General features: G+C 67.9%; 21 protein-coding genes. 9 read left to right on the top strand and 12 right to left on the bottom strand.

The annotated features are described in order from the left end of the window. Nucleotides 1–138: 138 nt before the first annotated feature. From Q8M82_RS15705 to fdhD, 3 genes are read left to right on the top strand one after another with little or no spacing between them, the layout of a single operon-like run. Nucleotides 139–2,421 carry an FdhF/YdeP family oxidoreductase gene (locus Q8M82_RS15705; protein ID WP_305692268.1) on the top strand — a complete coding sequence of 761 codons (2,283 nt, stop codon included), beginning with the start codon at nucleotides 139–141 and terminating at the stop codon, nucleotides 2,419–2,421. Further along, on the top strand, nucleotides 2,418–3,275 hold the full coding sequence (locus tag Q8M82_RS15700; RefSeq protein WP_305692267.1) for a formate/nitrite transporter family protein: 858 nt from the start codon (nucleotides 2,418–2,420) through the stop codon (nucleotides 3,273–3,275). Before Q8M82_RS15705 ends, Q8M82_RS15700 begins: the two co-directional genes overlap by 4 nt. Before the next feature lies 1 nt (nucleotide 3,276). Then, complete coding sequence (gene fdhD, locus Q8M82_RS15695; RefSeq protein WP_371126379.1) at nucleotides 3,277–4,092, top strand: formate dehydrogenase accessory sulfurtransferase FdhD; 816 nt, start codon at nucleotides 3,277–3,279, stop codon at nucleotides 4,090–4,092. 30 nt (nucleotides 4,093–4,122) lie between these two features. On the opposite strand, the gene Q8M82_RS15690 is transcribed toward fdhD, so the two are convergent. The 7 genes from Q8M82_RS15690 to Q8M82_RS15660 all read right to left on the bottom strand — a co-directional run bounded on the left by Q8M82_RS15690 (nucleotide 4,123) and on the right by Q8M82_RS15660 (nucleotide 11,267). Beyond that, complete coding sequence (locus Q8M82_RS15690; protein WP_305692266.1) at nucleotides 4,123–4,947, bottom strand: inositol monophosphatase family protein; 825 nt, start codon at nucleotides 4,945–4,947, stop codon at nucleotides 4,123–4,125. A 21-nt stretch (nucleotides 4,948–4,968) separates the two neighbouring features. Next, complete coding sequence (locus tag Q8M82_RS15685) at nucleotides 4,969–5,811, bottom strand: endonuclease/exonuclease/phosphatase family protein (RefSeq protein ID WP_305692265.1); 843 nt, start codon at nucleotides 5,809–5,811, stop codon at nucleotides 4,969–4,971. A gap of 30 nt (nucleotides 5,812–5,841) precedes the next feature. After that, entirely contained in the window at nucleotides 5,842–6,708 is an 867-nt protein-coding gene (locus tag Q8M82_RS15680) for a carbohydrate ABC transporter permease (RefSeq protein WP_305692264.1), read from the bottom strand. Then, on the bottom strand, nucleotides 6,705–7,583 hold the full coding sequence (locus Q8M82_RS15675) for a carbohydrate ABC transporter permease (RefSeq protein ID WP_305692263.1): 879 nt from the start codon (nucleotides 7,581–7,583) through the stop codon (nucleotides 6,705–6,707). Before Q8M82_RS15675 ends, Q8M82_RS15680 begins: the two co-directional genes overlap by 4 nt. A 20-nt stretch (nucleotides 7,584–7,603) precedes the next feature. Next, nucleotides 7,604–8,896 carry an ABC transporter substrate-binding protein gene (locus Q8M82_RS15670; RefSeq protein WP_305692262.1) on the bottom strand — a complete coding sequence of 431 codons (1,293 nt, stop codon included), beginning with the start codon at nucleotides 8,894–8,896 and terminating at the stop codon, nucleotides 7,604–7,606. Nucleotides 8,897–8,947: 51 nt separating this feature from the next. Further along, on the bottom strand, nucleotides 8,948–9,991 hold the full coding sequence (locus tag Q8M82_RS15665; protein WP_305692261.1) for an ABC transporter ATP-binding protein: 1,044 nt from the start codon (nucleotides 9,989–9,991) through the stop codon (nucleotides 8,948–8,950). Between the two features lie 130 nt (nucleotides 9,992–10,121). Continuing rightward, complete coding sequence (locus tag Q8M82_RS15660; RefSeq protein ID WP_305692260.1) at nucleotides 10,122–11,267, bottom strand: AGE family epimerase/isomerase; 1,146 nt, start codon at nucleotides 11,265–11,267, stop codon at nucleotides 10,122–10,124. Between the two features lie 441 nt (nucleotides 11,268–11,708). On the opposite strand from Q8M82_RS15660, the gene Q8M82_RS15655 reads away from it, so the two are divergent. Continuing rightward, nucleotides 11,709–11,963, top strand: a complete 255-nt coding sequence (locus tag Q8M82_RS15655; protein WP_305692269.1) for a LysR family transcriptional regulator — start codon at nucleotides 11,709–11,711, stop codon at nucleotides 11,961–11,963. A gap of 25 nt (nucleotides 11,964–11,988) precedes the next feature. Here the strand turns inward: Q8M82_RS15655 and Q8M82_RS15650 are convergent, their stop codons facing one another. Beyond that, nucleotides 11,989–12,888, bottom strand: coding sequence for a LysR substrate-binding domain-containing protein (locus tag Q8M82_RS15650; protein WP_305692259.1), 900 nt, complete (start codon nucleotides 12,886–12,888; stop codon nucleotides 11,989–11,991). 215 nt (nucleotides 12,889–13,103) lie between these two features. Here Q8M82_RS15650 and Q8M82_RS15645 point away from each other — a divergent pair, with 215 nt between their 5' ends. The 3 genes from Q8M82_RS15645 to Q8M82_RS15635 are packed head-to-tail and all read left to right on the top strand — an operon-like array spanning nucleotide 13,104 to nucleotide 15,695. Further along, on the top strand, nucleotides 13,104–13,856 hold the full coding sequence (locus Q8M82_RS15645; protein WP_305692258.1) for an SDR family NAD(P)-dependent oxidoreductase: 753 nt from the start codon (nucleotides 13,104–13,106) through the stop codon (nucleotides 13,854–13,856). Beyond that, nucleotides 13,849–14,685: a transketolase gene (locus Q8M82_RS15640; protein ID WP_305692257.1), complete on the top strand. Its 837-nt coding sequence runs from the start codon at nucleotides 13,849–13,851 to the stop codon at nucleotides 14,683–14,685. Before Q8M82_RS15645 ends, Q8M82_RS15640 begins: the two co-directional genes overlap by 8 nt. Continuing rightward, nucleotides 14,682–15,695: a transketolase family protein gene (locus tag Q8M82_RS15635; protein WP_305692256.1), complete on the top strand. Its 1,014-nt coding sequence runs from the start codon at nucleotides 14,682–14,684 to the stop codon at nucleotides 15,693–15,695. The genes Q8M82_RS15640 and Q8M82_RS15635 overlap by 4 nt, the downstream gene beginning before the upstream one ends. Here the strand turns inward: Q8M82_RS15635 and Q8M82_RS15630 are convergent. Then, on the bottom strand, nucleotides 15,692–16,663 hold the full coding sequence (locus tag Q8M82_RS15630; RefSeq protein WP_305692255.1) for a hydrogen peroxide-inducible genes activator: 972 nt from the start codon (nucleotides 16,661–16,663) through the stop codon (nucleotides 15,692–15,694). The two genes, Q8M82_RS15635 and Q8M82_RS15630, sit on opposite strands and share 4 nt — an antisense overlap. Nucleotides 16,664–16,789: 126 nt before the next feature. On the opposite strand from Q8M82_RS15630, the gene katG reads away from it, so the two are divergent. Then, nucleotides 16,790–18,961, top strand: coding sequence for a catalase/peroxidase HPI (katG, locus tag Q8M82_RS15625; RefSeq protein ID WP_305692254.1), 2,172 nt, complete (start codon nucleotides 16,790–16,792; stop codon nucleotides 18,959–18,961). A 170-nt stretch (nucleotides 18,962–19,131) separates the two neighbouring features. Continuing rightward, nucleotides 19,132–19,494 (top strand): thiol-disulfide oxidoreductase DCC family protein, encoded by a 363-nt coding sequence (locus Q8M82_RS15620; RefSeq protein WP_305692253.1) that lies wholly within the window; start codon nucleotides 19,132–19,134, stop codon nucleotides 19,492–19,494. A gap of 16 nt (nucleotides 19,495–19,510) precedes the next feature. On the opposite strand, the gene glgB is transcribed toward Q8M82_RS15620, so the two are convergent. The 3 genes from glgB to Q8M82_RS15605 all read right to left on the bottom strand — a co-directional run. Beyond that, entirely contained in the window at nucleotides 19,511–21,709 is a 2,199-nt protein-coding gene (glgB, locus tag Q8M82_RS15615; RefSeq protein ID WP_305692252.1) for a 1,4-alpha-glucan branching protein GlgB, read from the bottom strand. Further along, a complete protein-coding gene (treS, locus tag Q8M82_RS15610) occupies nucleotides 21,702–24,983 on the bottom strand; it encodes a maltose alpha-D-glucosyltransferase (RefSeq protein ID WP_305692251.1) in 3,282 nt (1,093 codons plus the stop codon). Before treS ends, glgB begins: the two co-directional genes overlap by 8 nt. Then, nucleotides 24,980–26,995, bottom strand: a 2,016-nt coding sequence (locus tag Q8M82_RS15605) for an alpha-1,4-glucan--maltose-1-phosphate maltosyltransferase (protein WP_371126378.1), incomplete at its 5' end; no start/stop codon positions are given. The genes treS and Q8M82_RS15605, both read right to left, overlap by 4 nt.

Genomic DNA, 26,995 nt, shown 5'->3' with positions numbered 1-26,995 from the left:
CCCGCCCACTGTCTGTAGCCGCCGGCCGCCGCCGCGACGACCGCGTCTGAACGCTCCGGCTGCGACACTTCAACCTGCAGGAGGAACCAACCCGTCACTGGTCCATTGGGTCTGAAAGGGAGTTTTCAGGAGGACCGGATGGCCCGTCGCGTGCGCTACAAGCCCTATGCCCAGCCGACGGGAGGCTGGGGGTCCGTCAAGTCGCTGGGCAAGCATGCGACGAGGCAGCGCGCCGTGACGACGGCGGGCAGCTTGATGAAGGACCACAACAAGGTCGGTGGCTATGCCTGCACAAGCTGCGCCTGGACCAAACCCGGCGAGCCGCATCTCGCGGAGTTCTGCGAGAACGGGGCCAAGGCGACGTTCTGGGACATGACCGCCCGCCGCACGACACCCGATTTCTTCGCACGACACAGCGTCACGGAACTCCTCGGCTGGTCGGATTACGACCTCGAAAACGCCGGGCGCCTGACGCATCCGATGCGCTACGACGCCAAGAGCGACCGCTATATCCAAGTGCCTTGGGCGGAGGCCTTCGCCGACATCGGGGCCAGGCTCAAGAGCTACGACCCCAAGAAGACGGTCTTCTACGCCTCGGGCCGGGCCTCGCTCGAAACCTCGTACATGTACCAGCTCTTCGCGCGGCTCTACGGGCACAACAACCTGCCCGACAGCTCGAACATGTGCCACGAGACCACCTCCGTCGCGCTGCCGCAGAGCATCGGCACGCCGGTCGGCACCGTCCTGCTCGATGATTTCGGCAAGACCGACTGCATCCTCTCCTTCGGTCAGAATGTCGGGACCAACTCGCCGCGCCTGCTGCACACTCTCCAGCAGGTGCGCGAGCGCGATGCGCCGATCGTGGTCTTCAACCCGTTGCGGGAGCGGGGCTGGGAGTCCTTCGTCAATCCGCAGCGGCCGGGCCAGATGCTGACCAACGCGCCGACGCAGATCGCGACGCAGTACCATCAGGTCCGAGCCGGCGGCGACATCGCCGCGATGCTGGGCATCGGCAAGGCCGTCCTCGCCCTGCACGACACGGCCAAGTCGGCAGGCCGGCCACCTGTTCTCGACGAGGCCTTCATCGCCGAGCATACCCAGGGTTTCGCGGCCTTCGAGGCCAGGCTGCGCGAGACCGGATGGCCCGAGATCATCGAGGCCTCCGGGCTGCCGCGTGCGGCTCTCGAGGCCGCCGCGACGACCTATGCCGGGGCCAAAGCCGTCATCGCGATCTATGGGATGGGGCTGACGCAGCACCGGCTCGGGGTCGACAGCGTCCAGATGCTGGTCAACCTGCTGCTGATGCGCGGACAGATCGGCAAGCCCGGCGCCGGGATCTGCCCCGTGCGCGGCCATTCCAATGTCCAGGGGCAGCGAACCGTCGGCATCGCCGAAAAGACCGAGCTGGTGCCGCTGGACCGCCTGGCCGAGCAGTTCGGCTTCGAACCGCCACGCGAGGACGGCATGGCGACGGTCGATACCTGCGAGGCGATCATCGCGGGCGAGATCGACGCCTTCATCGGCCTCGGCGGCAACTTCGTCCGCGCCATCCCGGAGCGGGAGCTGATGGAGGCGAAATGGGGCGGCATCGATCTGTCGGTCCAAATCGCGACCAAGCTCAACCGCTGCCACCTCGTCACCGGCCGGACGAGCTACCTTCTGCCGACACTGGTCCGGTCCGAGATCGACCACCAGACGAGCGGCCCCCAGATCGTCACCATCGAAGATTCGACCACCTGCATCCATGCCTCTCGCGGCAAATGGAAGCCGGCGGCCGAAACCCTGCTGTCCGAGCCTCGGATCGTGGCGGAGATGGCGAAGGCCACGCTGCCGGCGAACCCGAAGGTCCCCTGGGACGAGTGGGTCGGCGATTACGCACGGGTGCGCGACGCGATCGAGGCGACCTATCCGGACCAGTTCAGCCGGTTCAACCAGCGGCTCGATATACCCGGCGGCTTCCCACGGCCGGTGGCGGCCCGTCATCGTGAATGGGAGACCGACAGCGGCAAGGCCAATTTCAAGCTGCCGAGCGGGCTTTCGGCGAGCTTCGACGACGGCACCGACAACACGGTCCTGCGGCTGATCACGCTGCGCTCGAACGACCAATTCAACACCACGGTCTATGGCTATGACGACCGGTTGAGAGGCATCCACAACTCGCGCATGGTCGTCATGATCAACCCCGACGACCGGATCCGCTTCGGCGTCGCGGCCAAGGGGCGGGTCAGGCTGACAACGGCCGTGGACGACGGCATCCACCGCAGCATGGGCGGATTCGAGGTCGTCGACTACGATATCCCGTCGGGCACCTGCGCCGCCTATTTCCCGGAGTGCAACGCGCTGCTGCCGCTCTGGCACCATGCGCAGGAAAGCAAGACGCCGGCTGCGAAGAGCATCCCGATCCGGGTCACCGTCGAATGAGCGCGTCGTCGGCCGTCCCGGCTCCGCGCGACCTGCTGGGCGTCGTCTTCGACGCCCTGGCCGAGAAGGCGGCGCTGCCGCTGCGGACCATGCTCGTTCTCGGCATCCTCGCCGGGCTCTATATCGGCTTCGGCGGGCTGTTTGCCACCATCGCGCTGACGGAGGCCGGCGGCCTGCCCTACGGCATCGGCCAGGTGGTGGCGGGCCTCGTCTTCGCGGCCGGGCTGGGGCTCGTCATGATCGCGGGAGCCGGACTCTTCACCGGCAACACGATGATGACCGGCGCGGTGCTGGCGCGGCAGATCGCCCTCCCCCAGGCGCTGACGGCGCTCCTGCTCGTGTTCGCCGCCAATTTCGCGGGAGCCCTCCTGCTCGCTCTGCTGGTCTATGGCGCCGGGCTGCACGAGAGCCGGGACGGCGCGATCGGCCGCACGGCGGTCGACCTCGCCCGCGGCAAGATGGAGTCTGCTTTTCTGGCCACGCTGGCGAGCGGTATCCTCGCCAACATGCTGGTCTGCCTCGCCGTCTGGTCGGCCTATGCAGGGCAGAGCGTGACCCAGAAGCTCGCCGGCCTGACCCTTCCCGTCGCGGCCTTCGTGGCGGCCGGGCTCGAGCACTCCGTCGCCAATATGTACCTGCTGCCCTATGGCTGGCTCGTTGCGGCGTCGATGCCGGGCCAGGAGCCGCTGGCTCTGGCGGGCGTCGTCGGTAATCTGGTGCCGGCGACGATCGGCAACGTTATCGGCGGCGCCTTCATCGCGAGTGCGTACTGGCTTGCCTTCGCGCCCATGCCAGCGGCGCGACATTCCCGTTCCGACGCCCCGGTTCCGGCGGACCGAAAGGAGCGATCCTGACATGGATACCGGCCCCTCGCTCGCTCCCGCCTGCCTGCCTGTGCCGAGCACGTGCTGGCGCTATCGTGACGACGATCCCCTGGCGCGGGACACGGAAGTCGCCGTCGAATGGCCGGTTAACATCCGCTATGGGTCCCTCCCCTATGCCGTGATGATGGCGACGCCGCTCGACCTTGAGGACTTCGTCACGGGGTTCAGTCTGACGGAAGGGATCATCGAATCCGCCGGCGAGATCCGCGGCATCGACATCATCGCCGAGCCGGAGGCGATCACGCTGGAGGTCAATCTGGCGCCGGACCGGTTTCGCACCCATCTGGGACGGCAGCGCCGTCTTTCGGGCCGGACATCCTGTGGTGTCTGCGGGATCGAGGATGCGAGCCAATTGCCGCGCGCCAGGCCGGGTCCCGCCCGGCGCGCGTCGCTGGGCGCCACCGCGGTCGCAACCGCCGTGGCGACGATCAAGAACCACCAGCCGCTTCATGGGCGGACGCGCTCCGTGCACGCGGCTGCCTGGTCCGATCTCGACGGCCGGATCCTGATGGCGCGGGAGGATGTCGGGCGCCACAACGCGCTCGATAAACTGATCGGCGCCGTGCTCCGCGCAGGCCTGTCCCCGGCCGAAGGCTTCATCGTCGTTACCAGCCGGGCCTCGTTCGAGATGGTCGAGAAAGCCTCGATTCTAGGTGCGCCTGCGCTCGTCTCGGTATCCGCGCCGACCTCCCTCGCCATTTCCCGAGCCCAGGCCTCCGGCCTCATCCTGGTCTCCGTCGCGCGCGACGACGGCTGCGAGGTGTTCGTCGGATCGCTGGATGGCTGAGGCGCGGACGCCGCTCCGGGCGGCGGGGCCTCAGCCGGTCAGGGCGGTCCTGATCGCCTGCCAGCTCTCGGGATCGGGCGCGCAGAGCAGCCCGGTCGAAGGCTGGCCGGGCCTGTAGTGGCCGCCGTCGAGCATGCGGGCATGGCCGCCGGCCTCGCTGAACAGCAGGACGCCGGGCGCATGGTCCCAGGGGTTGAGGCCGCCATAGAGCAGGAAGTCGCAGCGCCCCGCGGCGGCGAGGCGGTATTCCTGCCCGCAGCACCGCAACGACGCCACGCTGGCGAAGGCGGGGAAACGAGCCGGCAGCGCGCTGCGCATCGGCTCGGGAAAATACTGCCAGCTCGCCATGCCGTTCATCGACGCCGCGGCCACCGGCCCGCCGACGCGCAACTCGCGGGACATGCCGGCAGGGTCCTGCAGCCAGGCGCCCTCGCCCCGCAAAGCGAGGGCGCTGTCGTCCAGCAAGGGGTCGTGGATCACCGCTCCCGCGGCCTCGCCCCTGACGAGCGCGGCGGCCATGACGGCGAAGAGCGGCAGGTCACTGGCAAAATTCAGCGTGCCGTCGACCGGATCGATGACGAAGGCGAGTTCGGCGTCGGCGAGGCGCGCCAGTACGGCCGGATCGCGCGTCGCGGCCTCCTCGCCGACGAGCAGCGCACCCGGGAAGGCCCGCTCGAGCTCGGCGAAGATGAAGCGCTCGGCCGCCTCGTCGGCCTCCGTCACGAGATCGCCCGGCGCCGCCTTCTCGCGGACCTCCCCGGCCCCGAGCTTGCGGAATCGCGGCATGATCTCGCGCCGTGCCGCCTCGGCGAGGATGCCGTTCAACCGATCGAGATCGCGTCGCGAAAACATCATCGCGCCCTTCCGGGCCGGCCGTCAGCCCGCATCGAACTCGACCATGATGGGCTGGTGGTCGGAGGCGCGGGTGTCGACATCGCATAGGATGCTGCGGGCGCGGGCTGCGAGATCCGGCGTCGCCAGCACATAGTCGAGGCAGCCGGGCGGACCATAGGTCTGATCGACGATGAAGGCGGTGGGCGGCGGTGAGGCGTCGCCCATCAGCACGGGCCAGAGATCGCGCAGCAGCGGCGTGCCGTCGTCGAAGGGCGCCATCAGTCGCGCCAGCGCGGGATCGTCCGGCCGCATGTTGAAATCGCCGGTCAGGATCGCGCTCGCCGTGTTCGGCGTCGGCGCATAGGTGTGCGGGCCGGGAGCGCGCGGCGTGCGGGCGCGGGACGCGGCCATGCGGTGCGCCTCCCGGATGCCTTCGACCTGGGCCGCCCGGAGGACCGGCGATGAATATTCGAGATGCGTCGTCATCAGCCGCACCGGCCCCAGCGGCGTCTCGGCGACCGCCTCGACCAGCACACGCGGCATGTTGCGCGTCGCCGCCGCCTCCCAGGGCAGGAGATGGCGCAGGGCCTGCGCGACGCGATAGCGGGTCAGGATCAGGTTGCCGAAGCGCTTGCGCCCGCCTCGTCCGTCATCGACATCGACGCCGATGCCCTCGATCGCGGTGAAGCCCGGCAGCATGTCTGCGAACAGCGCGAACTGGTCGGTGTCGTCATTGCCGTCGAGATCGGGAAAGTTCGCCGCGACTTCCTGCAGGCAGAGCACGTCGAAATCGGCCATCGCCTTGGCATGGTCGACGATGCGGCGGGGATCGACGCGGTCGTCGGTTCCGCGGGCCCACTGGATGTTCCAGGTGATCAGCTTCATCGGATCAGCTTCATCGCGGTGGAGCCTTGGTCACTTGATGCCGGCGCGCATGAAGCTCTGCACGAACTGGCGCTGGAACAGCAGGAAGCCGATCAGCAGCGGGGCCGAAGTCATCAGCGTCGCGGCACAGATCACCGCCCAGTCGATGCCCTGGTCGCTCGACGAGAACACCTGCAGCCCCACTGTGAGCGGGCGCGACTCGACCGAATTCGTCACCAGCAAAGGCCAGAGGAAGTTGTTCCAGTGATAGCTCACGGAGACCAGCCCGTAGGCGATGTAGGTCGGCTTCGCGAGCGGGACATAGACTTTCATCAGCACCTGCAGCGGGCTCGCGCCCTCGACGCGGGCTGCGTCGTCGAGTTCCTTGGGCACGGTCTTGAAGGTCTGCCGCAGCAGGAAGATGCCGAAGGCCGAGGCGATATAGGGCAGCGCGATGGCGGGGATGGTGTCGATCAGATCGAGCCTGGCCAGCGTGCGGTAGTTCTCGACGATCAGCGCATCGGGCATGATCATCAGCTGCGCCAGGATCAGCGCGAAGGCGATGTCGCGGCCCCAGAAATCCTGCCGTGCCAGCGCATAGGCCGCCAGCGTCCCCAGCACGAGCTGGAAGGCGAGGATCATCGTCACCAGGATGAAGGTGTTGAGGAAATAGCGCGCGAAGGGCGCCGCCGCCCAGGCCCGGGTGAAGTTGTCGAGTGTCAGCGGCGCGGTCAGGACGAAGCGCGTGGTGTACTCGGCCGGATGGATTGCGGCCCAGATCGCGTAGGCGAGCGGCAGCACCCAGAGCAGCGCCAGCAGGATCGCCCCGGTCGATTCCAGCGTCAGCGACAGGCCCTTGGGGGCGTAGGGGTCCGAGCGCGTCGCGGAGGCGACCGGCTGGGGGGCGGGCGCGCTCATCGATAATGCGTCCTGCGCTCGAGGAGGCCGTACTGTACGAAGGCGACGAGCGCGAGCAGCACGAGCAGCACGCAGGTCAGCGTCGCCGCATAGGCCGTATCCCAGAAGCTGAAGCCGACCTGGTAGATGTAGAACAGCAGCAGCGTCGTCGCATTGTCGGGCCCGCCCCGCGTCATGACGAAGATGTGGTCGACCATACGGAAGGCGTTGATGACCGCATTGATCAGGACGAACAGTGTCGTCGGCATCAGCAGCGGGAACTGGATGCGCCGAAAGTAAGTCCAGCGCGAGGCGCCCTCGATCGCCGCCGCCTCGCCGAGACTGGGCGGCAGGGCCTGCAGCGCTGCGAGGTAAAAGATCATGAAGAAGCCGGCTTCCTTCCAGATTGCGACGATCGTGATCGCCGCGAGCGCCGTGTCCTGAGAACCAAGCCAGTTGGTGCTGCGCCCGCCGAACAGCCCGACGATCTGCTCCAGGAGCCCGTATTGCGGCGTGAAGAAGAACAGCCAGATGTTGGCGACCGCGATCATCGGCAGGATCGTCGGCGTGAAGAAGGCCATGCGCACCCAGGTCCGCCCGACGATCTTGTCGTTGACCCAGACCGCCATCAGCAGCGCGAGCGCGATCGAGGTCGGGATGGTGCCGAGCGCGAACCAGAGATTGTTCGACATCGCCTTCCAGAAGATCGGATCGGCGAGGAGTTGCTCGTAATTGTCGAGCCCGACGAAGCGCGCCGGGCGGCGCGCCTTGGGTGTCGAGTAAAAGCTCTCGATGAGGCTCGCGACCGCCGGCCAATGCGTGAAGAGGGCCAGACAGGCCATGGCCGGCAGCAGAAGCAGCCAGCCATGGACCGTGGCGGTCGCGCGGGTGTTCATCGCAAGGCGAATCCGAAGTCTCAGCGATAGGGCTTCAGGATGCGTTCGGCCTCGGCCTGCGCATCCTCCAACGCCTTCTTGGGCGGCTTGGTGCCGGTCAGCGCGGCCTGCAGCCCGTCATTGAGCGCCTTGGTCACGCGCTGGTTCTCATGGGTCGAGAGTTCGGCCACCGCATGCGGAAGCTGGTCGCGCGCCACCAGCGCCGGCGGGAAGTCCTTGGCGTAAGCCTGCATCGCCGCCGTCTCATAGGCCGCGGGCGAGACCGCGACATAGCCGGTGTCGATGCCCCACTGGGCGGCGCGCTCGGGCGTCGTGATCCAGCGGATGAACTTGAAGGCGGCCTCCTGCTGGGCCGGAGTGGCCTTCTTCGAGAGGTAGAAATTGCCGCCGCCGGTCGGGCTGCCGCGGCGCTTGCCGGCCGGCAGCATGGCGACGCCGAAGGGGAATTTGGCGTTGCTGCGGACATTGGTCAGGTTGCCCGTGGTGGTCCACATCATGGCGACCTTCTTCTCGAAGAAGTCTTTCGGCGTGGTGCCCCATTCAACGATGCCCGGAGGATGGACCTTGTGCTTCTGCGCGAGGTCGACCCAGTACTGCAGCGCCTCGACCACGGCGGGGTCGGCGTAGTTGGTCGTGTTGCCGGCGGCATTGGCGAGGATCGCGCCGGCCTGCGTCGAGAGGCCCTGGAACAGCCAGTAGGGGAAGCCCGAGGACGGGATCTGGATGCCCCATTGGGTGACGTTGCCCGAGGCGTCCTTCTTGGTCAGCTTCTGGGCGAATTCGAGCTGCTCGGCCCAACTCGCCGGCGGCTTCTCGGGGTCGAGTCCGGCCTCCTTGAAGAGCTCCTTGTTCCAGTAGAGCACCACCGTCGAGCGCTGGAAGGGAATGCCCCAGGTCTTGCCACCGGTCTGGCTGTTTTCCATGAAGGCCGGGAAGAAGGAGGCGAGCCACTTCTTGTCGTCCTCGGTCTTCACGAAGGAGTCGAAGGGGACGATCGCGTCCTCGTCGATCAGCGTGAACATGTCGGTGGAGAGCAGGACCGAGGTCACCGGCGGCGTGCCGCTCTTGTGCGCGGTCAGCGCCTTGACGATGGTCTCCTGATAGGTGCCGGCATAGATCGGCTTCAGCTTGATCGACGGGTTCTCCTTCTCGAAATCGGCCGCGTAGGTGTCGATCAGCTTGGTGATCGGCCCGCCGACGGCGACCGGGTAGAAGAAGGAAACCTCGGTCGCCGCCTGCGCCCGGGCGAGGCCCGGCAGGGCCAAGGATCCCGCAAGCGCCGCAGCGCCGCTCAATACGTCACGCCTGTCCATTTTGTCTTCTCCCTGGTGAGGTGGATTGCGCCCGACCCTTGTGAACGGATCTTAACCCGCAGCCACTTTGCGCTCGGACGCCTGGTCGAACCAGTGCAATGCCGATTGTGACAATGTGATGTAGACGGTTTCGCCCGGCCTGGTGCGCACCTTGCCCGCCCGCCGGACGATGAAGCCGTGCCCAGCGATGCGGGTTTCGACCAGCGTATCGGCGCCGAGATACTCGACCGCCACGACCTCCGCCGCGATGCCGCTCTCGCCCAGTTCGGTCATCTCGGGCCGGATGCCGAGCGCCAGCGCCGCCGGGTCATGCCCCGGCGGGGGCGTCAGAAGCCCCGCCCCACCGGCGGCCAGCACCGCCGGAAGCGGCACGACGTTCATCGGCGGCGTGCCGACGAAGCGCGCGACGAAGATGCTCGCCGGGTTCTCGTAGATCTCGTCGGGCGGGGCATCCTGCTCGATGCGGCCGTTGCGCATCAGCACGACCTGATCGGCCATCGTCATCGCCTCGACCTGATCATGCGTGACATAGACCATGGTGATGCCCAGCCGCTGCTGGAGCTCGCGGATCTCGCGGCGCATCTCGACGCGCAGCTGTGCATCGAGGTTCGAGAGCGGCTCGTCCATCAGACAGACGGGAGCCTCCGCGACGACGGCCCGGCCCAAGGCCACCCGCTGCTGCTGCCCGCCGGACAATTGCGAGGGCTTGCGGTCGAGCAGGCCCTCGAGACCGAGGATGTCGGCCGCGCGCGCCAGCCGGCTGTCGCGCTCCGCCTTGGGGACCTTGCGCACCTCGAGACCGAAGGCGATGTTCTGTGCCACCGTCAGATGCGGGAACAGCGCATAGTTCTGGAACACCATCGCGATCCCGCGCTGGGACGGCTCGGCCCGGGTGACATCGCGGCCGCCGATCAGGATCGCGCCGCTGCTGGTGTCCTCGAGGCCCGCGATCAGGCGCAACGTGGTCGACTTGCCGCAGCCCGAGGGGCCGAGCAGCGCGACGAGCTTGCCCCCTTCCACCGTGAAGCTGACCTCGTCGACCGCCGCCGCGCCGCCCCAGGTCTTCGAAACGGTTTTCAGCTCGACAGAAACCATGCGTCATCCGGCCCGGCGCCCACGATGCCAAACTGAGCCGGCACAGGGTCTGTATTCTCGTTCGATCGATATGGCGCAGAATTGCCCCGCAGCACAAGGCCGCTCCGGCCGCCGCGCCCGGCCCTTTCGCTCAGACTCGCGCGGCGACCAGTCGCTTGACGCGCACGACCTCCACCATCGCCAGCAGCAGATGGTAGAGCACGCGAACCGGAACCGCTCCCCGGTCGGGCGCCCCGGCGGCGTCGATGCGGTTGATCCACAGGCCGCTGCCGCGATCGACGAAGCGCGTGAAGACGAGAGCCAGATGCGGGTCGAGCCGGGCCGCCGCCTCTGCGTCATGCTCGAACTCGACGCGCACTGCCAGGGCCTTGAGATATTCGGTCTGCGGCCAGAGCAGGCAGGCGCCGTCGAGCAGGCTGCCATCGGGCGCGATCTCGTTGACGACCGCGTGCGCCGGGTCTCGACCATGGTAGCGGTCGGCAAAGCTATAGAGAGAGAGCGCTGCCGCCCGCGCTTTACGGTCGCCGGTGAGGCGGTCGTGATGATGCAGCAGCCAGGTCCATTCATAGTGATGTCCGGGCTCGCGAATCTGCCCCGCCCGGCCGGCGGCGGGCTGCCAATCTTCAGTGAAGAACTCGCCGAGCGACCCGGTGCCGGCGTCGAGCATGCGCTCCTGCATCAGCCGCACCAGGCTCTCGGCCCGGGCGAGCCAGCGGTCGCCGCCACCGCTTTCGGCCAGGGCATGGCAGGCTTCGAGGAGGTGCATATGCGGGTTCTGCCGGCGCGGCAGGCTGCCCAGCGTGTCCTCGGCGAAGCCGCCCTCGGGATGGGCGAGCGTCGTCTGGATGAAGCCCATCACCGCTTCCGCCCGCTCCAGCCAGACGGACTCGCCGCTGGCCCGCGCGAACCAGCCGCAGGCGAAGAGCACGAAGGCAAGGTCATAAAAATCCGACTTCGGATCGACGGGCTCGCCCCGAGCGGTGCAGCGATGGCTGAAGTGCCCCTCCGGGCGGCGGCAGCCGTGCCAGAGGAAATCCATGCCGTGACGCGCCGCATCGAGCGTCCCCGGTACCCCGAGGAGGTGGGCATGGCTGAAGACATAGGCCAGCCGCGCCGTCACCAGCGTGCTGCGCGCGTCGCTTTCGAGGGCCAAACCATCGGGCGACACCATCTCGACATAGCCCGGCCGGTCGGCCGACCAGACCCGGTGCAGCCAGCCGGGGAGCAACGTCCCGGTGAGCCAGCTCTCGATCGTCCCCGCCTCGAAATCCTGCATGCCGCTCCCCGCGTCATGTCCAGCCCGACACCGACGCCGGCCGGCAGGGACATCCAATAGGCCGCTCTCCACGATCACCCACAGCGGCTGGGGCATCATCACCGATTCGCTCGTCGTCTGCGCGCTCTTTGCAGGCAGCTTCGCAAGACGAACACCGTGACTTGGATCGACCGGCTCAGAACTCTTCCCGGCCGGCGTCGCCCGACCGGCTGTTGGCGACCTTCTTGGCCGGCGCGCGTGGTGGCGGCGCCGCGACCGGGGCGGCAGCCCGGGCTGCCGGCGCCCTGGTCTGGGCGAAGGCGGCTTCCGCGAGCTGGCGCAGGCGGGCGGGCTCGCTCGCCGGAGCCGGTTGCGCGGCGCGGCCCGACTCCGGCCCGGTCTTGAAGGCGGCGACGAGGTCGTTGAGCTGGGCGATCTTGCCCGAGAGCGAGCCGGCCGAGGCTGCGCTCTGTTCGGAGGCGGCTCAACAGCATGTCCGCCGCCGCCGAACTGGGCGTCACCCATGGCGCGATCAGCCGGCATGTCCGCAGTCTGGAAACCGAATTCGGCTTGCCGCTGCTGAAGCGCCTGCCGAGATCGGTCGAGCGCACGGTGCAGGGCGGGCCACTGGCCGCGACGCCGGGGGTGCGCAACCGGCCCGACACGATGCGGCTCGCCGGCTGGATCGAAGCTGAAACGCGGGCGACGAGTGGCTGACGGCGGGAGCGCGGGTGTTCCAGCCTCACGCACGGCCGGGGCTGCCGGCGCGGCCGACCTCGTCGACGAGCCAGCCGGAGAAGAGGCCGATCAGCCCGCCCTGCCGGGTCTCGCGTGGGTAGACGAGGTGATGGCCGACATCGACGACATCGACACTGCGGCCGCGCAGCGGCGCCACGAGCCGGCCATTGGCAAGGTCGCGGCGGGCGAGAAGGGTCGATTCGAGCGCCACGCCCAGCCCGTCGGCCGCCACGCCGAGCGCGAGGAAGCTGCGGTCGAACCGCAGGGTGTGCTGCAGCGTCGGCGCCAGCCCGTTCGCCTCGAACCAGTGCGGCCAGCGCAGCTGCTTGTTGTCGCTCAGGATCAGATTGCAGCGCAGCAGGTCGGCGGGAGTCTCGATGGCCGCGGCGAGTTCCGGCGAGCAGAGCGGCGTCACCGTCTCGCTGCCGAGCGGCACCGCGATCACGCCGGCGGCATGGACCGGGCCGTAGACCACGTCGGCATCGAAATCATCCGTGGTGAAGCGCGTGTAGTCGGTCCCGGCCGAGAGCCGGACCTCGACGCCGGGGTGTCGGCCGAGAAAATCCGACAGTCGTGGCGCCAGAATCGCGGACGCGATCGACGGGGCCGCATGCAGGCGCAGAATCCGCTGGCCGGAGCGGGCGGACACCGCTTCGACGCCACGGCCGAGATGCTCGAACGCGGCCGAGACATGGCGCATCAGAACAGCGCCGTTGACGGTGAGCCGGACGTTGCGGCCGTCGCGTTCGATCAGTTGGACGCCCATCGCCCGTTCGAGATTCTTGACCGCGTGCGAGACGGCGCTGGGCGAGAGCCGCAGCTCGTCGGCCGCCGCCTTCTGCGAGCCGCGCCGCGCCACGACCTCGAAGGCGCGAAGGGCCGACAGGGAGATCTGGTTCAGCACGGATGATTGATCTCGCTTCACGCGGGAACGCAGGATTGCAGGAGAATCACGCTCCAGGCGACGATTCGACGGAGGCGGTCCGCTCAGCGCCGCCCTCAGATGAATTCAATTCATGCTAGGTTGAAAAACGACCGTTTGTCCATGCTGGCCGCGTGCTGCTTCTCTGGCGCCAAGGAGACGCTCTGCCAGGGGCGCGGTTCAACGGAGGAAACAGCATGCTCCTCGAGGGCAAGACGGCCGCCATTTCGGGGGCGGCCAGCCTGCGCGGCATCGGGCTCGCCACCGCGAAGCTCTTCGCCCGCCACGGCGCGCGCGTCGCCATTCTCGACATCGATGCCGCGGCGGCGCAGAGCGCGGCGGCCGAACTCGGCCCCGATCATGTCGGGGTCGCCTGCGATGTCGCCGACAAGGCTTCCTGCGAGGCGGCCGCCGCGGCGGTCCTCACCGCCTTCGGCCATCTCGACATCCTGATCAACAATGCCGGGGTGACCCAGCCGGTGAAGACGCTCGAGATCGACGAGCGCAGCTGGAACCGCATCCTCGACATCAACACCAAGGGCGTGCTGTTCCTCAGCCAGGCCTTCCTGCCGAGCATGCAGGCCCGTCGCCGCGGCTCGATCGCCTGCATGTCGTCGGTTTCGGCGCAGCGCGGCGGCGGCATCTTCGGCGGACCGCATTACTCCGCCGCCAAGGCCGGCGTCCTCGGCCTGGCCAAAGCGATGGCCCGGGAATTCGGCCCCGACGGCATCCGCGTCAACTGCATCACGCCTGGCCTGATCCAGACCGACATCACGCAGGGCAAGCTGACCGACACGATGCGGGCCGACATCATCAAGGGCATTCCGCTCAGTCGCCTGGGCGACGCCTCGGACGTGGCCGGCTGCTATCTCTTCCTGGCCTCCGACCTGTCTTCCTATGTGACCGGGGCCGTGATCGACGTGAATGGAGGCATGCTGATCCATGGCTGACCGCCCGAACACTTCGCTGGCCGACCGCGCCTATCGCATCCGCCGCAATGCGGTGCTGATGGGCGAGGTGCAGGGCCAGGGCTACATCGCCCAGGCGCTCGACATCGCCGACGTCCTCTCGGTCGCCTATTTCCACGCGATGACCTACCGGCCGGAGGATCCGGACTGGGAGGGGCGGGACCGCTTCCTGCTCTCGAACGGCCACTACGCCATCGCGCTCTATGCGGCGCTGATCGAGGCCGGCGTGATCCCCGAGGAGGAGCTGGAGAGCTACGGCACCGACGACAGCCGCCTGCCGATGTCGGGCATGGCCCAGTACACGCCGGGCATGGAGATGTCCGGCGGGTCGCTCGGCATCGGCCTGTCGATCGCGGTCGGCAAGTGCCTCGGCCTGAAGCGGAAGGGCTCGCCCAGCTTCGTCTACACCCTGTTCTCGGACGGCGAGCTCGACGAGGGCTCGGTCTGGGAGGCGATCATGGCCGCCGCCCACCACAAGCTCGACAACCTGATCGCCATCGTCGACATCAACAACATGCAGGCCGACGGGCCTTCGACCCAGATGATGGGCTTCGAGCCGCTGGTGCCGAAGCTCGAGGCCTTCGGCTGGTATGCCCAGCGCGTCGACGGCAACGATATCGAGGCGGTGCGCGAGGCCTTCGACCGGGCGCGGCAGCATCCGCTGCCGCAGCCGCGCATGATCGTGGCCGACACGCTGATGGGCAAGGGCGTGCCCTTCCTCGAGACGCGCGACAAGAGCCACTTCATCCGCATCGAAGCCCATGAGTGGCAGCTCGCCCTCGCGGCGCTGGACGCCGGGAGGAACCCATGAAGCCGGTCTTCTCTCCCCCGACCCCGGGCAAGCCGCGCCTGACGACGTCGGCCATGATCGCCTCGATCGCCGCCGAGGGGCAGGCGACGAAGCCTGCCCCCTTCGGCCATGCGCTCGTCGCACTGGCCGAGACGCGACCCGACATCGTCGGCATGACGGCGGATCTGAGCAAATACACCGACCTGCACATCTTCGCGAAAGCCTATCCCGACCGCTTCTACCAGATGGGCATGGCGGAGCAGATCCTGTTCGGCGCGGCCTCCGGGCTGGCGAGCGAGGGCTTCACGCCCTTCGCCACGACCTATGCCGTCTTCGCCTCGCGGCGGGCCTATGACTTCATCCACCAGACGATCGCGGAAGAAGACCGCGACGTGAAGATCGTTTGCGCATTGCCCGGCCTGACCTCCGGCTACGGCCCGAGCCACCAGGCGGCGGAGGATCTCGCGCTGTTCCGCGCGATGCCGAACATGGTGGTGGTCGACCCCTGCGACGCGCTCGACACCGAACAGGCGACCGCCGCGATCGCGGCCCATAAGGGGCCGGCCTATATGCGGCTGCTGCGCGGCAACGTGCCGCTCGTGCTCGACGCCTATGACTACCGCTTCGAGCTCGGCAAGGCGAAGCTCCTGCGCGAGGGGCGCGAGGTCCTCGTCATCTCCTCGGGCATCCTGACGATGCGGGCGCTGGAAGCCGCGAAGCTGCTGGAAGCCGACAAGATCGGCGTCGCGGTGCTGCACTGCCCGACGATCAAGCCGCTCGACGTCGCCACCATCGAGGCCGAGGCGCGCCGCTCGGGGCGGCTGGTCGTCGTCGCCGAGAACCACACCGAGATCGGCGGACTCGGCGAGGCCGTGGCGCGCCACCTGATGATGGCCGGCGTCCATCCGAGCTTCCGCCACATCGCGCTGCCCGACGCCTTCATGGCCGCCGGTGCCCTGCCGACGCTGCATGACCGCTACGGCATCTCGGCCGAGGCGATCAAGGCCTCGATCAAGGGCTGGTTGGGCTAAAGCGGCGGAGCATCGGGACGGGGCGCTTCGCCGCCCGTCCCTGGACTCGTCTCGAGGGCGCGGGCCGCATCCTGCATCGCGGCCAGCCCGGCCTCGCGAACCATGGCGGCGATCTCGGCGAGTTGCGCCGCCAGCGGGTTGGTCTTGCGCCAGACCATGCCGATGGTGCGGGATGGCCGCGGTGCCTCGAGCCGGGCGACGGAGACGGCGGCGCTGCGGATCTCGACCGCCACGGCCATTTCCGGGATCAGGGTGACGCCGATGCCCGCGCCCACCATCTGCACCAGCGTCGAGAGGGAGCTGCCCTCCATCAGGGCGCGCGGGGCCGGCGCGCCGATGTTGCAGACCTCCAGCGCCTGGTCACGGAAGCAGTGCCCTTCCTCCAGCAGCAGCAGGCGCATCTCGCGCAGCATCGTCGTGCTCGGGACGGGCCGACTGGCGTCGTCATGCGAGCGGACCAGCACGAACTCCTCCTCGAACAGGGCCGTCTCGACCAGGGACGGTTCCGAGGCCGGCAGGGCGACGATCGCCGCATCGAGCCGCCCCCCGACCAGATCCTCCAGCAGCAGGCGCGTCAGCGCCTCGCGGGGATTGAGTTCGATCTCGGGATAGCGGGCGACGAGGCCCTTGATCAGCCTCGGCAGCAGATAAGGCGCGACCGTCGGAATGATGCCCAGGCGCAGCCGCCCCGCCAGGGGCCCGCGCGACGCGCGGGCGAGATCGGCCAGTTCGTCGATCGCACGCAGGATGTCCCGGCCGCGCAGGGCGAATTCCTCGCCCAGCGCGGTGAGCCGGATCTGCTTGGCGCTGCGCTCGACCAGGGTGGCGCCCAGGCTGTCCTCGAGATCCTTGATCTGCAGCGAGAGCGCCGGCTGCGAGATCGCGCAATGCTCTGCGGCGCGTCCGAAATGCCCCTGGCGGGCGAGGGCATCGAAATAGCGCAGGTGCCGGATGGACAAGGCCGCCATAGGTTTTTCTCATCGCACCAATTACAAATTCAAAATTAATTTTATCACGTTCGCATGCTAGGTCCCACCCCAGCTGACCGGTCCGCGACGCCTCGCGGATGACGGTACCGAGTGGGGAGATTGGCAATGGACGGATTGAACACGGCGCCGAAGGGCAAATGCCCCGTGATGCACGGCGCGAACACGCGGGCCGACGGCATGGCCATGAACTGGTGGCCGAACGCGCTCAACCTCGACATCCTCCACCAGCACGACAGCAAGACCAACCCGCTGAAGGGCTTCAGCTATCGCGAGGCGCTGAAGACGCTCGATGTCGCCGCGCTGAAGCGTGACCTGCATGCGCTGATGACCGACAGCCAGGAATGGTGGCCGGCGGATTGGGGCCATTACGGCGGCCTGTTCATCCGCATGGCCTGGCACGCGGCCGGCTCCTACCGCCTGGCGGACGGGCGCGGCGGCGGCGGCACCGGCAACCAGCGCTTCGCGCCGCTGAACTCCTGGCCGGACAACGCCAATCTCGATAAGGCCCGCCGCCTGCTCTGGCCGATCAAGAAGAAGTACGGCAATCAGGTCAGCTGGGCCGACCTGCTGATCCTCGCCGGCAACATCGCCTATGAGTCGATGGGCCTGAAGACCTTCGGCTTCGGCTTCGGCCGCGAGGACATCTGGCACCCGGAGAAGGACGTCTACTGGGGCGCCGAGAAGGAGTGGCTGGCGCCCTCCGACGGCCGCTATGAAGACATCATGGACGCCTCCACCATGGAGAACCCGCTCGCCGCGGTCCAGATGGGGCTGATCTATGTGAACCCCGAGGGCGTGAACGGCGTGCCCGATCCGCTGCGGACGGCAGCGCATGTGCGCGAGACCTTCGCCCGCATGGCGATGGACGACGAGGAGACCGCGGCGCTGACGGCCGGCGGCCACACGGTCGGCAAGACCCATGGCAATGGCGACGCCGCCAAGCTCGGCCCCGTGCCGGAGGGCGCCGACATCGCCGAGCAGGGCCTGGGCTGGATGAACCACGAGACGCGCTCGGTCGGCCGCAACACGGTGACGTCGGGCATCGAGGGGGCCTGGACCACCCATCCGACGAAGTGGGACAATGGCTATTTCGACCTGCTCTTCGGCTATGAGTGGGAGCTCAGGAAGTCGCCCGCCGGCGCCTGGCAGTGGATGCCGATCGACATCCGCGAGGAGGACATGCCGGTCGATGTCGAGGATCCGTCGATCCGCGTCATGCCGATCATGACCGATGCCGACATGGCGATGAAGATGGACCCGGCCTACCGCGCCATCTGCGAGCGCTTCCATCGCGACCACGCCTATTTCTCGGAGACCTTCGCGCGGGCCTGGTTCAAGCTGACCCATCGCGATATGGGGCCGAAGGTGCGCTATTTCGGACCCGACGTGCCGGCCGAGGACCTGATCTGGCAGGATCCCGTTCCCGCCGGCCGGCGCGATTACGACGTCGCGGCGGTAAAGGCCAAGATCGTCGCCTGCGGCCTCTCCGCCACCGACATGATCGCGACGGCCTGGGACAGCGCCCGCACCTATCGCGGCTCCGACATGCGCGGCGGCACGGACGGCGCCCGCATCCGCCTCGCGCCGCAGAAGGACTGGGAGGGCAACGAGCCGGCGCGACTGGCGCGCGTGCTCGGCGTGCTCGAGGGCATCGCGTCCGAGACCGGTGCGAGCGTCGCCGACGTGATCGTGCTGGCGGGCAGCCATGCGGTCGAGCAGGCGGCGAAGGCGGCCGGCTTCGACGTGGCGGTGCCCTTCGCGGCCGGTCGCGGCGATGCCACCGCCGAGCAGACCGACGCGGCCTCCTTCAAGGCGCTGGAACCGCTCGCCGACGGTTTCCGCAACTGGCTGAAGAAGGATTACAGCGTCAGCCCCGAGGAGCTGCTGCTCGACCGGGCGCAGCTGCTTGGCCTGACTGCCCAGGAGATGACGGTGCTGGTCGGCGGTCTGCGTGCGCTTGGCGTCAACCATGGCGGCACCAAGCACGGTATCTTCAGCGACCGCGCCGGCGCGCTGACGACGGACTTCTTCGTCGGCCTGACCGACATGGCCTATCGCTGGGAGCCGGTCGGCAAGAACCTCTACCACCTCGTCGACCGCAAGAGCGGCACGGTGAAGTGGACGGCGACGCGCGTCGACCTCGTCTTCGGTTCGAACTCGATCCTGCGGGCCTATGCCGAGGTCTATGCCCAGGATGACGGCCGGGAGAAGTTCGTGAAGGACTTCGTCGCCGCCTGGACCAAGGTGATGAACGCCGGCCGCTTCGACCTGAACTGAGCCGGCTCGGCGGCTCAGGCCGCCCATGAACGACCCTGTCCCCGCGCCGACCGGCGCGGGGATTTTTCGTTGGCGGACGGCTCCAGGGCCCCTCCTCCACCTGCGGCATGGGCGCCCAGTGACCGCTCGCCGGCTTGCGGCTCGGATGAAGCAGGCCGATATCGGCGGGCATGACAGATCTGGTCGTCTGGTTCGATGGCGGGTGCCCGGTCTGCCGTCGCGAAATCGCGGCGATGAAGCGGCTCGACCGCGCCGGCCGCATCACCTTCCTCGACCTCGCCTCCGCCGAAACCGATTGCCCGATCGACAGGGGCGCCCTGCTGGCGCGGTTCCATGCGCAGGAGAACGGCGTGCTGCTCTCGGGGTCGGCCGCCTTCGCGGCGATGTGGCGCGCCATCCCGCTGTTGCGCCCGCTCGGTCTCGCCGCGCGCAACCGCCATGTCGGGTCTGTGCTGGAATGGCTCTATGTCCGCTTCCTGCGCCACCGACCGGCGCTGCAGCGTTGGGCGACAGCCCGCGACGCGAGACCCTGAGACCTCCGCGACGACGTCAGACGCCATCCTCCAGCACGAAGACCAGCGCGCTGAGAGGCGGCAGGACGACCTCGATCGACGCCGGCTCGCCGCCTTGGGCCTCCGCGCGAGCCTCGACACCGCCACCATTGCCGACATCGGACCCGCCATAGACACCGGCATCGCTGTTCAGCACCTCGCGCCAGCGCCCCGCGGAGGGCACGCCGATCCGGTAGTTCCAGCGGGTGACGGGCGTCAGGTTGACGACGGTGACGACCGGCTTTTCGCCCGGCGCCTGCCGCAGATAGGCATAGACGCTGTTCTCGCGATCGTTCTGGACAAGCCAGCGGAAACCGCCCGGCTCGGCATCGGTCCGGTGCAGGGCCGGCCAGGAGGCGTAGAGCCGGTTGAGATCGCCGACCAGTGCCTGCATGCCGCGATGCAGCGGGTCCTGCAGCAGATCCCAGTCGATCTCGCCGTCATGGTTCCATTCGCGGCGCTGGGCGATCTCGCCGCCCATGAAGAGCAGCTTCTTGCCCGGGTGGGTCCACATGAAGGCGAAATAGGCGCGCAAGCCGGCGAATTTCTGCCAGAGATCGCCCGGCATCTTCTCCAGCAGCGAGCCCTTCCCATGGACGACCTCGTCATGGGAGAGCGGCAGCACGAACCGTTCGGAAAAGGCATAGACGAGCCCGAAGGTCATCTCGTCATGGTGATGGCGCCGGTAGAGCGGGTCGCGCTGCAGATAGTGCAGCGTGTCGTGCATCCAGCCCATGTTCCATTTGTAGGAAAAGCCGAGGCCGCCTTCGGAGACGGGCCGCGTCACGCCCGGCCAGGCGGTCGATTCCTCCGCGATCATCACCGCGCCGGGCTGGCGCTGCGCGACGAGGGTGTTGAGTTCGCGCAGAAAGGCGACCGCTTCGAGGTTCTCGCGCCCGCCGAGATGGTTGGGCACCCATTCGCCCGGCTGGCGACTGTAGTCGCGATAGAGCATCGACGCGACGGCATCGACCCGCAGCCCGTCGACATGGAAATGCTCGAGCCAGTGCAGCGCGCTCGCGATCAGGAAGTTCGAGACCTCGCGCCGCCCGAAATTGTAGATCAGCGTGTTCCAGTCCTTGTGGAAGCCCTCGCGCGGGTCCTCGTGCTCGTAAAGCGCCGTGCCGTCGAAGCGGGCGAGGCCGTGGGCGTCGGAGGGGAAATGGGCCGGCACCCAGTCGACGAGGACGCCGATCTCCTCGCGATGGCAGGCCTCGACGAAGAGCGCGAAATCCTCGGGCTCGCCGAAGCGGCGCGTCGGCGCGAAGAGGCCGAGCGGCTGATAGCCCCAGGAACCGGTGAAGGGGTGTTCGGCGACCGGCATCAGCTCGACATGGGTGAAGCCCATCGCCTTGACATAGGGCACCAGGCGGTCGGCGAGATTGCGCCAGTCCAGCATGTCGCCGTTGGGGCCGCGCACCCAGGAGCCGGGATGAAGCTCGTAGATCGACATCGGCGCATCCGGGGCTTGTCGGTTTGCCCGCTTGGCCATCCAGGCCTGATCGCCCCAGACATGCGATGGGGCCCGCGGCACGATCGAGGCCGTGCCGGGCGGCAGTTCGGCGGCGCGCGCCAGCGGATCGGCCTTCTGCGGCAAGAGATGGCCGTCGCGGTCGACGATCTCGTATTTGTAGAGTTCGCCACTGCCGAGGCGCGGGACGAACAGTTCCCAGACGCCGCCGTCGCCGCGCCGGTTCATCGGGTGGCGGCGACCGTCCCAGCTGTTGAAGCTGCCAACCACGGAAACCCGGCGCGCATTCGGCGCCCAGACCGCAAAACGCACGCCCTGTACGCCCTCGACGGTGCAGGGGTTTGCCCCCAGCGCCCGGGCCAGTTCGAGATGGCGCCCCTCGCCGATCAGATGCAGATCGAGATCGCCGAGCAGCGGCCCGAACGCATAGGGGTCCTCGGTGAGCTGCTCACCGCCCGGCCAGCGGATCGCGAGGAAATAGCGCCCGTCGGCGAGGTCCCCGACGAAGAGGCCGTCCGGCTCGGCCGGGCGCAAGCCGACATCGTCTCTGCCATCCTGACGCACGACCACGGCCTCGGCACCCGGAAGGAAGACGCGCAGATAGCGACCAGCCGGACCCTGATGCGGACCGAGAACGGCCGAGGGCGTGCCCCATCGCCCCTGGGCCAATGCGGCGGCCGTTTCCATGGGCAGCGGCGGCACGCGTTCGAGGGCGGCCTCACTCATGCCGATCTCCTTCCGGCAGCAGCCGCGCGAGCAGGGCCGTCAGGCCGCGCAGGGGCACGGCGAGCCAGTCCGGCCGGTTGCTGACTTCGTAGTTGATCTCGTAGGCTGCCTTTTCGAGCATGAAGAGATCGAGCAGCACCTCGTCGGCCTCTCCGCCCCCGCCCGTTTCCCCGACGCCGATCGCCTCGCGATAGGCCGACAGCAGCGCCGCAGGCATGGCGGTGCCGAAGGTTTCGGCGAGGGTCTTGTAGCGGGTCGCCTGACCTGCAGCGGCGACGGTTCGTGCACCGGCTGCGACGGCATAGTCGAGCGAGCGCAGAATGCCGGCGACGTCGCGCCAGCCGCTGTCCTTGGCGCGGCGCTCCGCCAGCGGCTGGGCCGGCTCTCCCTCGAAATCGATGATCATGACGTCGCCGCTGGCGACGAGGACCTGGCCGAGGTGGAAATCGCCATGGACGCGGTGGAGGAGGCTGCCCTCGCCCGCATGGCAGAGCCGGTCGACGAAGTCGAGGAGATCGGTACGGCGCGAGACGATGGCCTCCGCCATGGCCTGCTCCTCCGGCGGAAGGCCGCCGGCCGCCTTCTCCAGATTGGCACAAGCCGACTCGACCCGGTCGCGGATGCGCTGCCGCCAGCGCTCGACCTGCCCGGCATCGGCATGCTCCGGCGCGAAGGCCGCGTCTTCGCTCGGTTGCGCCAGCACGACATGCATTTCGCCGAGACGCTGGCCGAGCATTCGCGAAAAGCTCTCGTAGATCGCGAGCTGGCTGCCGAGATCGACGTCCTCGCGCGACATCTCGTCGAGAGCCCGGCCGAGATAGGCAGCCGTCCATTCCCATGCATCGCCCTCGCCGGGAATGAAGGCCTGGACGACGGCCATCATCTCCTCGTCGCCCTCGGAGGGCACATGCACGATCTCGCCGAGCAAAGCGGGCGCATTGCGGAAGCCACGCTCGGTGAGCAGCCGCGACATCTCCGCCTCGGGGTGCTGTCCCGGCGCCAGCCGCCGGAACAGCTTCAGCATCACCTTGTGGTCGACGATCACGGAGGAGTTGGACTGCTCGGCGGAGAGCCAGCGTACCGGATCCTCCGGCAGAACCTGAACCTCGCCGAAGGCTGCGGTGGGACGGAACCGAACCTCCCCGACGGTGCTCTTGACGGAGCCACCCTCCTTCAGGAGCGCCAGCAACTCGTGGACGAAGCCCGGCAGCGAGAAGGCATCCGTGAGGAAGCCGGTGCGGCGGCCGCGCCGGACGCGGGCGAGCGCCAGTTGCTGCGGCAGCGCCTGCGTGATCTCGTCATCCCAGCCGATGCCGAGCGGCAGCTGATAGCGCTCGGTACCGCCGCCATGAGTGGTTTCGACCGCCATGATGGCCGCCTCGCGGCCGCTTCCGATGCGGGCAGTGAAGGCGACGCGGCTCTCGCCGAGTTTCTGGTCCTTGGCGGCAAACCAGCGCCGCTTGAGAAGATAGGGCGGCAGAATCGCCGTCTCGAACTCACGGCGGGACTGCGGCGTGATCATCTCGTCGGGTCCGCCGCGCAGGACGAACGTCGTGTAGTCCGGCATCGGCTCGGGAGCCTGTCCGAGCCAGGACGGCACCTGCGCGTCCTGCGCCAGCACGAACCAGTAGAAGCCGTAGGGCGGCAGCGTGATCAGATAAGTGAGCTGGCCGATCGCCGGGAAGACGGAATTGCCAAGCATTTCGACCGGATGACGGCCGGCGAATTCCGAGAGATCGAGTTCGAAAGCCTGCGCCGAGCGCGACAGATTGGCGACGCAGAGGATCGTCTCGCCGTCATATTCGCGCAGATAGGCGAAGGCCTTGCGATTTTTCGGATAGAGAAAGCGCAGGCTGCCGCGGCCGAAGGCCTGGTGCTCCTTGCGCACCGCCAATATGCGGCGGGTCCAGTTCAGGAGTGAATGCGGGTCACGCGTCTGCGCTTCGACATTGACGGCGTCAAAACCGTAGAGCGGGTCCATGACCGGCGGCAGGACGAGGCTCGCCGGATCGGCCTTGGAGAAGCCGCCATTGCGGTCGGGCGACCACTGCATCGGGGTGCGCACGCCGTCCCGGTCGCCGAGGAAGATGTTGTCGCCCATGCCGAGCTCGTCGCCGTAATAGATCACCGGCGTGCCCGGCATCGAGAGCAGCAGGCTGTTCATCAGCTCGATGCGGCGGCGATCCCGCTCCAGCAGCGGGGCAAGGCGGCGGCGGATGCCGAGATTGATGCGGGCGCGCTTGTCGGTGGCGTAGAAGTTCCAGAGGTAGTCGCGCTCCTTGTCGGTCACCATTTCGAGCGTCAGCTCGTCATGATTGCGCAGGAAGATCGCCCATTGGCAGCCCTCCGGAATGTCCGGGGTCTGGCGCATGATATCGGTGATCGGGAAGCGGTCCTCCTGCGCGATCGCCATGTACATGCGCGGCATCAGCGGGAAGTGGAACGCCATGTGGCATTCGTCGCCCTCGCCGAAATAGGCCTGCGTGTCTTCGGGCCACATATTGGCCTCGGCCAGCAGCATCCGGTCCGGGAAGGAGGCGTCGAGCTCCGCGCGGATGCGCTTCAGCACGGCATGGGTCTCGGGCAGGTTCTCGTTCGAGGTGCCGTCGCGCTCGATCAGATAGGGTACCGCGTCGAGCCGCAAACCGTCCACGCCGAGATCGAGCCAGAAGCGCATCACGCCGAGCACGGCCTTGATTACAGCGGGGTTGTCGAAGTTGAGGTCGGGCTGGTGCGAATAGAAACGGTGCCAGAAATAGGCGCCGGCCGTCGCGTCCCAGGTCCAGTTCGAGCGCTCCGTGTCGAGGAAGATGATGCGCGTGCCGGAGTAGAGCTGGTCGTTGTCCGACCAGACATAATAGTTGCGGTGCGGCGAGCCCGGCTTGGCCAGCCGCGCCCGCTGGAACCAAGGGTGCTGGTCGGAGGTGTGGTTGATCACCAGCTCGGTCACCACCCGGAGACCACGCTCATGCGCGGCCCGGATGAAGCGCTTCACATCGGCGATCGTGCCGTAATCGGGATGGACCGCCTTGTATTCGGAGATGTCATAGCCGTCGTCGAGCCGCGGCGAAGGGTAGAACGGCAGCAGCCAGATCACGTTCACGCCGAGCGAGACGATATAGTCGAGCTTGGCGATCAAGCCGGGAAAATCGCCGATGCCGTCGCCATTGGCGTCGAAGAACGACTTCACATGGAGCTGGTAGATGATCGCGTCCCGGTACCATTGCGGATCGCGCGCATCGGTGGCGGGTTCGGCGATGCCTTCGAATGTCATAGGGAACCTGTCGGGGCGCTGAGGCGCCAGATCGAGAAGGGCAGTTCGCGCGGATCGAGGCGGATCGACTGCGCCTTGCCGTGCCAGTGGAAACGGTGGCCGCGCATCAGGTCCTCGACGGCGACGGAGGCGTCGTCGTTCAGGCCGAATTCCCAGAGCGGCACTTCGATGCCGGCCTCATGCGCGCCGAACGCGTCGAGATTGACGGCGACGAGGATGATGTCGCCATCGGCGCGCGCCCTCTTGCCGAAGTAGAGGATGTTGTCGTCGAAGGCGTTGTAGAAGCTCAGCCCGAGATGGCTCTGCAGCGCCTTGTGGCTGCGCCGGATCTGGTTGAGCCGCGTGATCTCGGCGATGATGTTGCCGGGCGCCTGCCAGTCGCGCGGCTTGATCTCGTATTTCTCGCTGTCGAGATATTCTTCCTTGCCCGGGATCGCGGCCGCCTCGCAGAGCTCGAAGCCGGAATAGACGCCCCAGAGGCCGGACAGCGTCGCAGCCAGGGCGGCACGGATCAGGAAGCCCGGCCGGCCTGAATTTTGGAGGAAGACCGGGTTGATGTCGGGCGTGTTGACGAAGAAGTGCGGGCGGAAGACGTCGCGCGCCGGCGGCTCGTTGAGTTCACTGAGATATTCGGTCAGCTCCGCCTTGGTGTTGCGCCAGGTGAAGTAGGTGTAGGACTGCGAGAAGCCGACCTTGCCGAGCCGGTACATCACCTTGGGGCGAGTGAAGGCCTCCGCCAGGAACAGCACGCCGGGATCGCGCGAACGGATGTCGGCGATCAGCCACTCCCAGAAGGGGAAGGGCTTGGTGTGGGGGTTGTCGACGCGGAAGATCCGCACGCCCTCGTCGACCCAGCCCTGCACCACGTCGCGAAGCGCCAGCCAGAGCCCGGAAATGGCGTCTTCGGCGTAGAAATCGACGTTGACGATGTCCTGGTACTTCTTGGGCGGATTCTCGGCGTAGCGCATCGAGCCGTCCGGCCGCCACTGGAACCAGCCGGGATGCTCCTCGAGCCAGGGATGGTCGGGCGAGCACTGGATCGCGAAATCGAGCGCGATCTCCAGGCTATGATCCGCCGCCGCCCTCACCAGAGCGCGGAAATCCTCGCGGCTGCCGAGTTCGGGGTGGATCGCGTCATGGCCGCCATCCGGCGAGCCGATCGCATAGGGACTGCCGGGATCATCGGCAGCTGGGGTCAACGTGTTGTTGCGCCCCTTCCGGTTGGTCTTTCCGATGGGATGGATCGGCGGGAAGTAGAGCACGTCGAAGCCCATCGCCTTCACGGCCGGCAGGCGGCCGATGACGTCGCGAAATGTTCCGTGCCGCGCAGGGTCGTCCGTGATCGAGCGCGGGAAGAGTTCGTACCAGCTCGAGAAGGCGGCGGCCTCGCGGTCGGCCTCGATGGGGTAGACGCGGTCTGCGCCTGTGGCATGGGGGCGCGGATCGGCGCGCGTCATCGCGGCGTTCAGCGCGTCGCCGAGCAGCACTGCGGCGTCCTCGGTCTGCGATGCTCCCAGACGGGCCAAGTGCGCTTCGATCACACTGCGATCGGCGGGCGCAGCATCCAGCGCGAAGCGCTCAAGGATGATGCGCCCCTCGCGGATCTCAAGCGCGATGTCGAGGCCGGCATCGCGCTTCTTCACCAGGTCGCGGCGGAACGTGCCGAATTCGCTCCACCAGGCTTCGATCGCGAAGAGATGGCGGCCGGTGCGCAGGAGCGGGAACTGGCCTTCCCAGATGTCGTTGACGCGGTGCGCCATCGGCGTGCGCGACCATTCGGCCTCGTCCGCCGCCCGCCAGCGCAATTCGGCCGCGAGAACCTCATGCCCGTCGCCGAAGATGTCGGCCGTCACGCTCACGGTGTCCCCCGTCTGTCGCTTCACGGCGAAGCGCCCGCCTTCGACGGCGGGGCCGACGGCCTCGATGGCGATCCGCCCTGCCGCGAGCGCCGGGCGGTCGTCGGGCGGCGGGGGCGCGGCCTCGCGCACCGGCGCGGCGTCGTCGAGCCGCAG

Source organism: Allobosea sp. (assembly GCF_030694325.1).
GTDB lineage: Bacteria > Pseudomonadota > Alphaproteobacteria > Rhizobiales > Beijerinckiaceae > Allobosea.
This window is presented reverse-complemented; position numbering and strand designations above follow the sequence as displayed.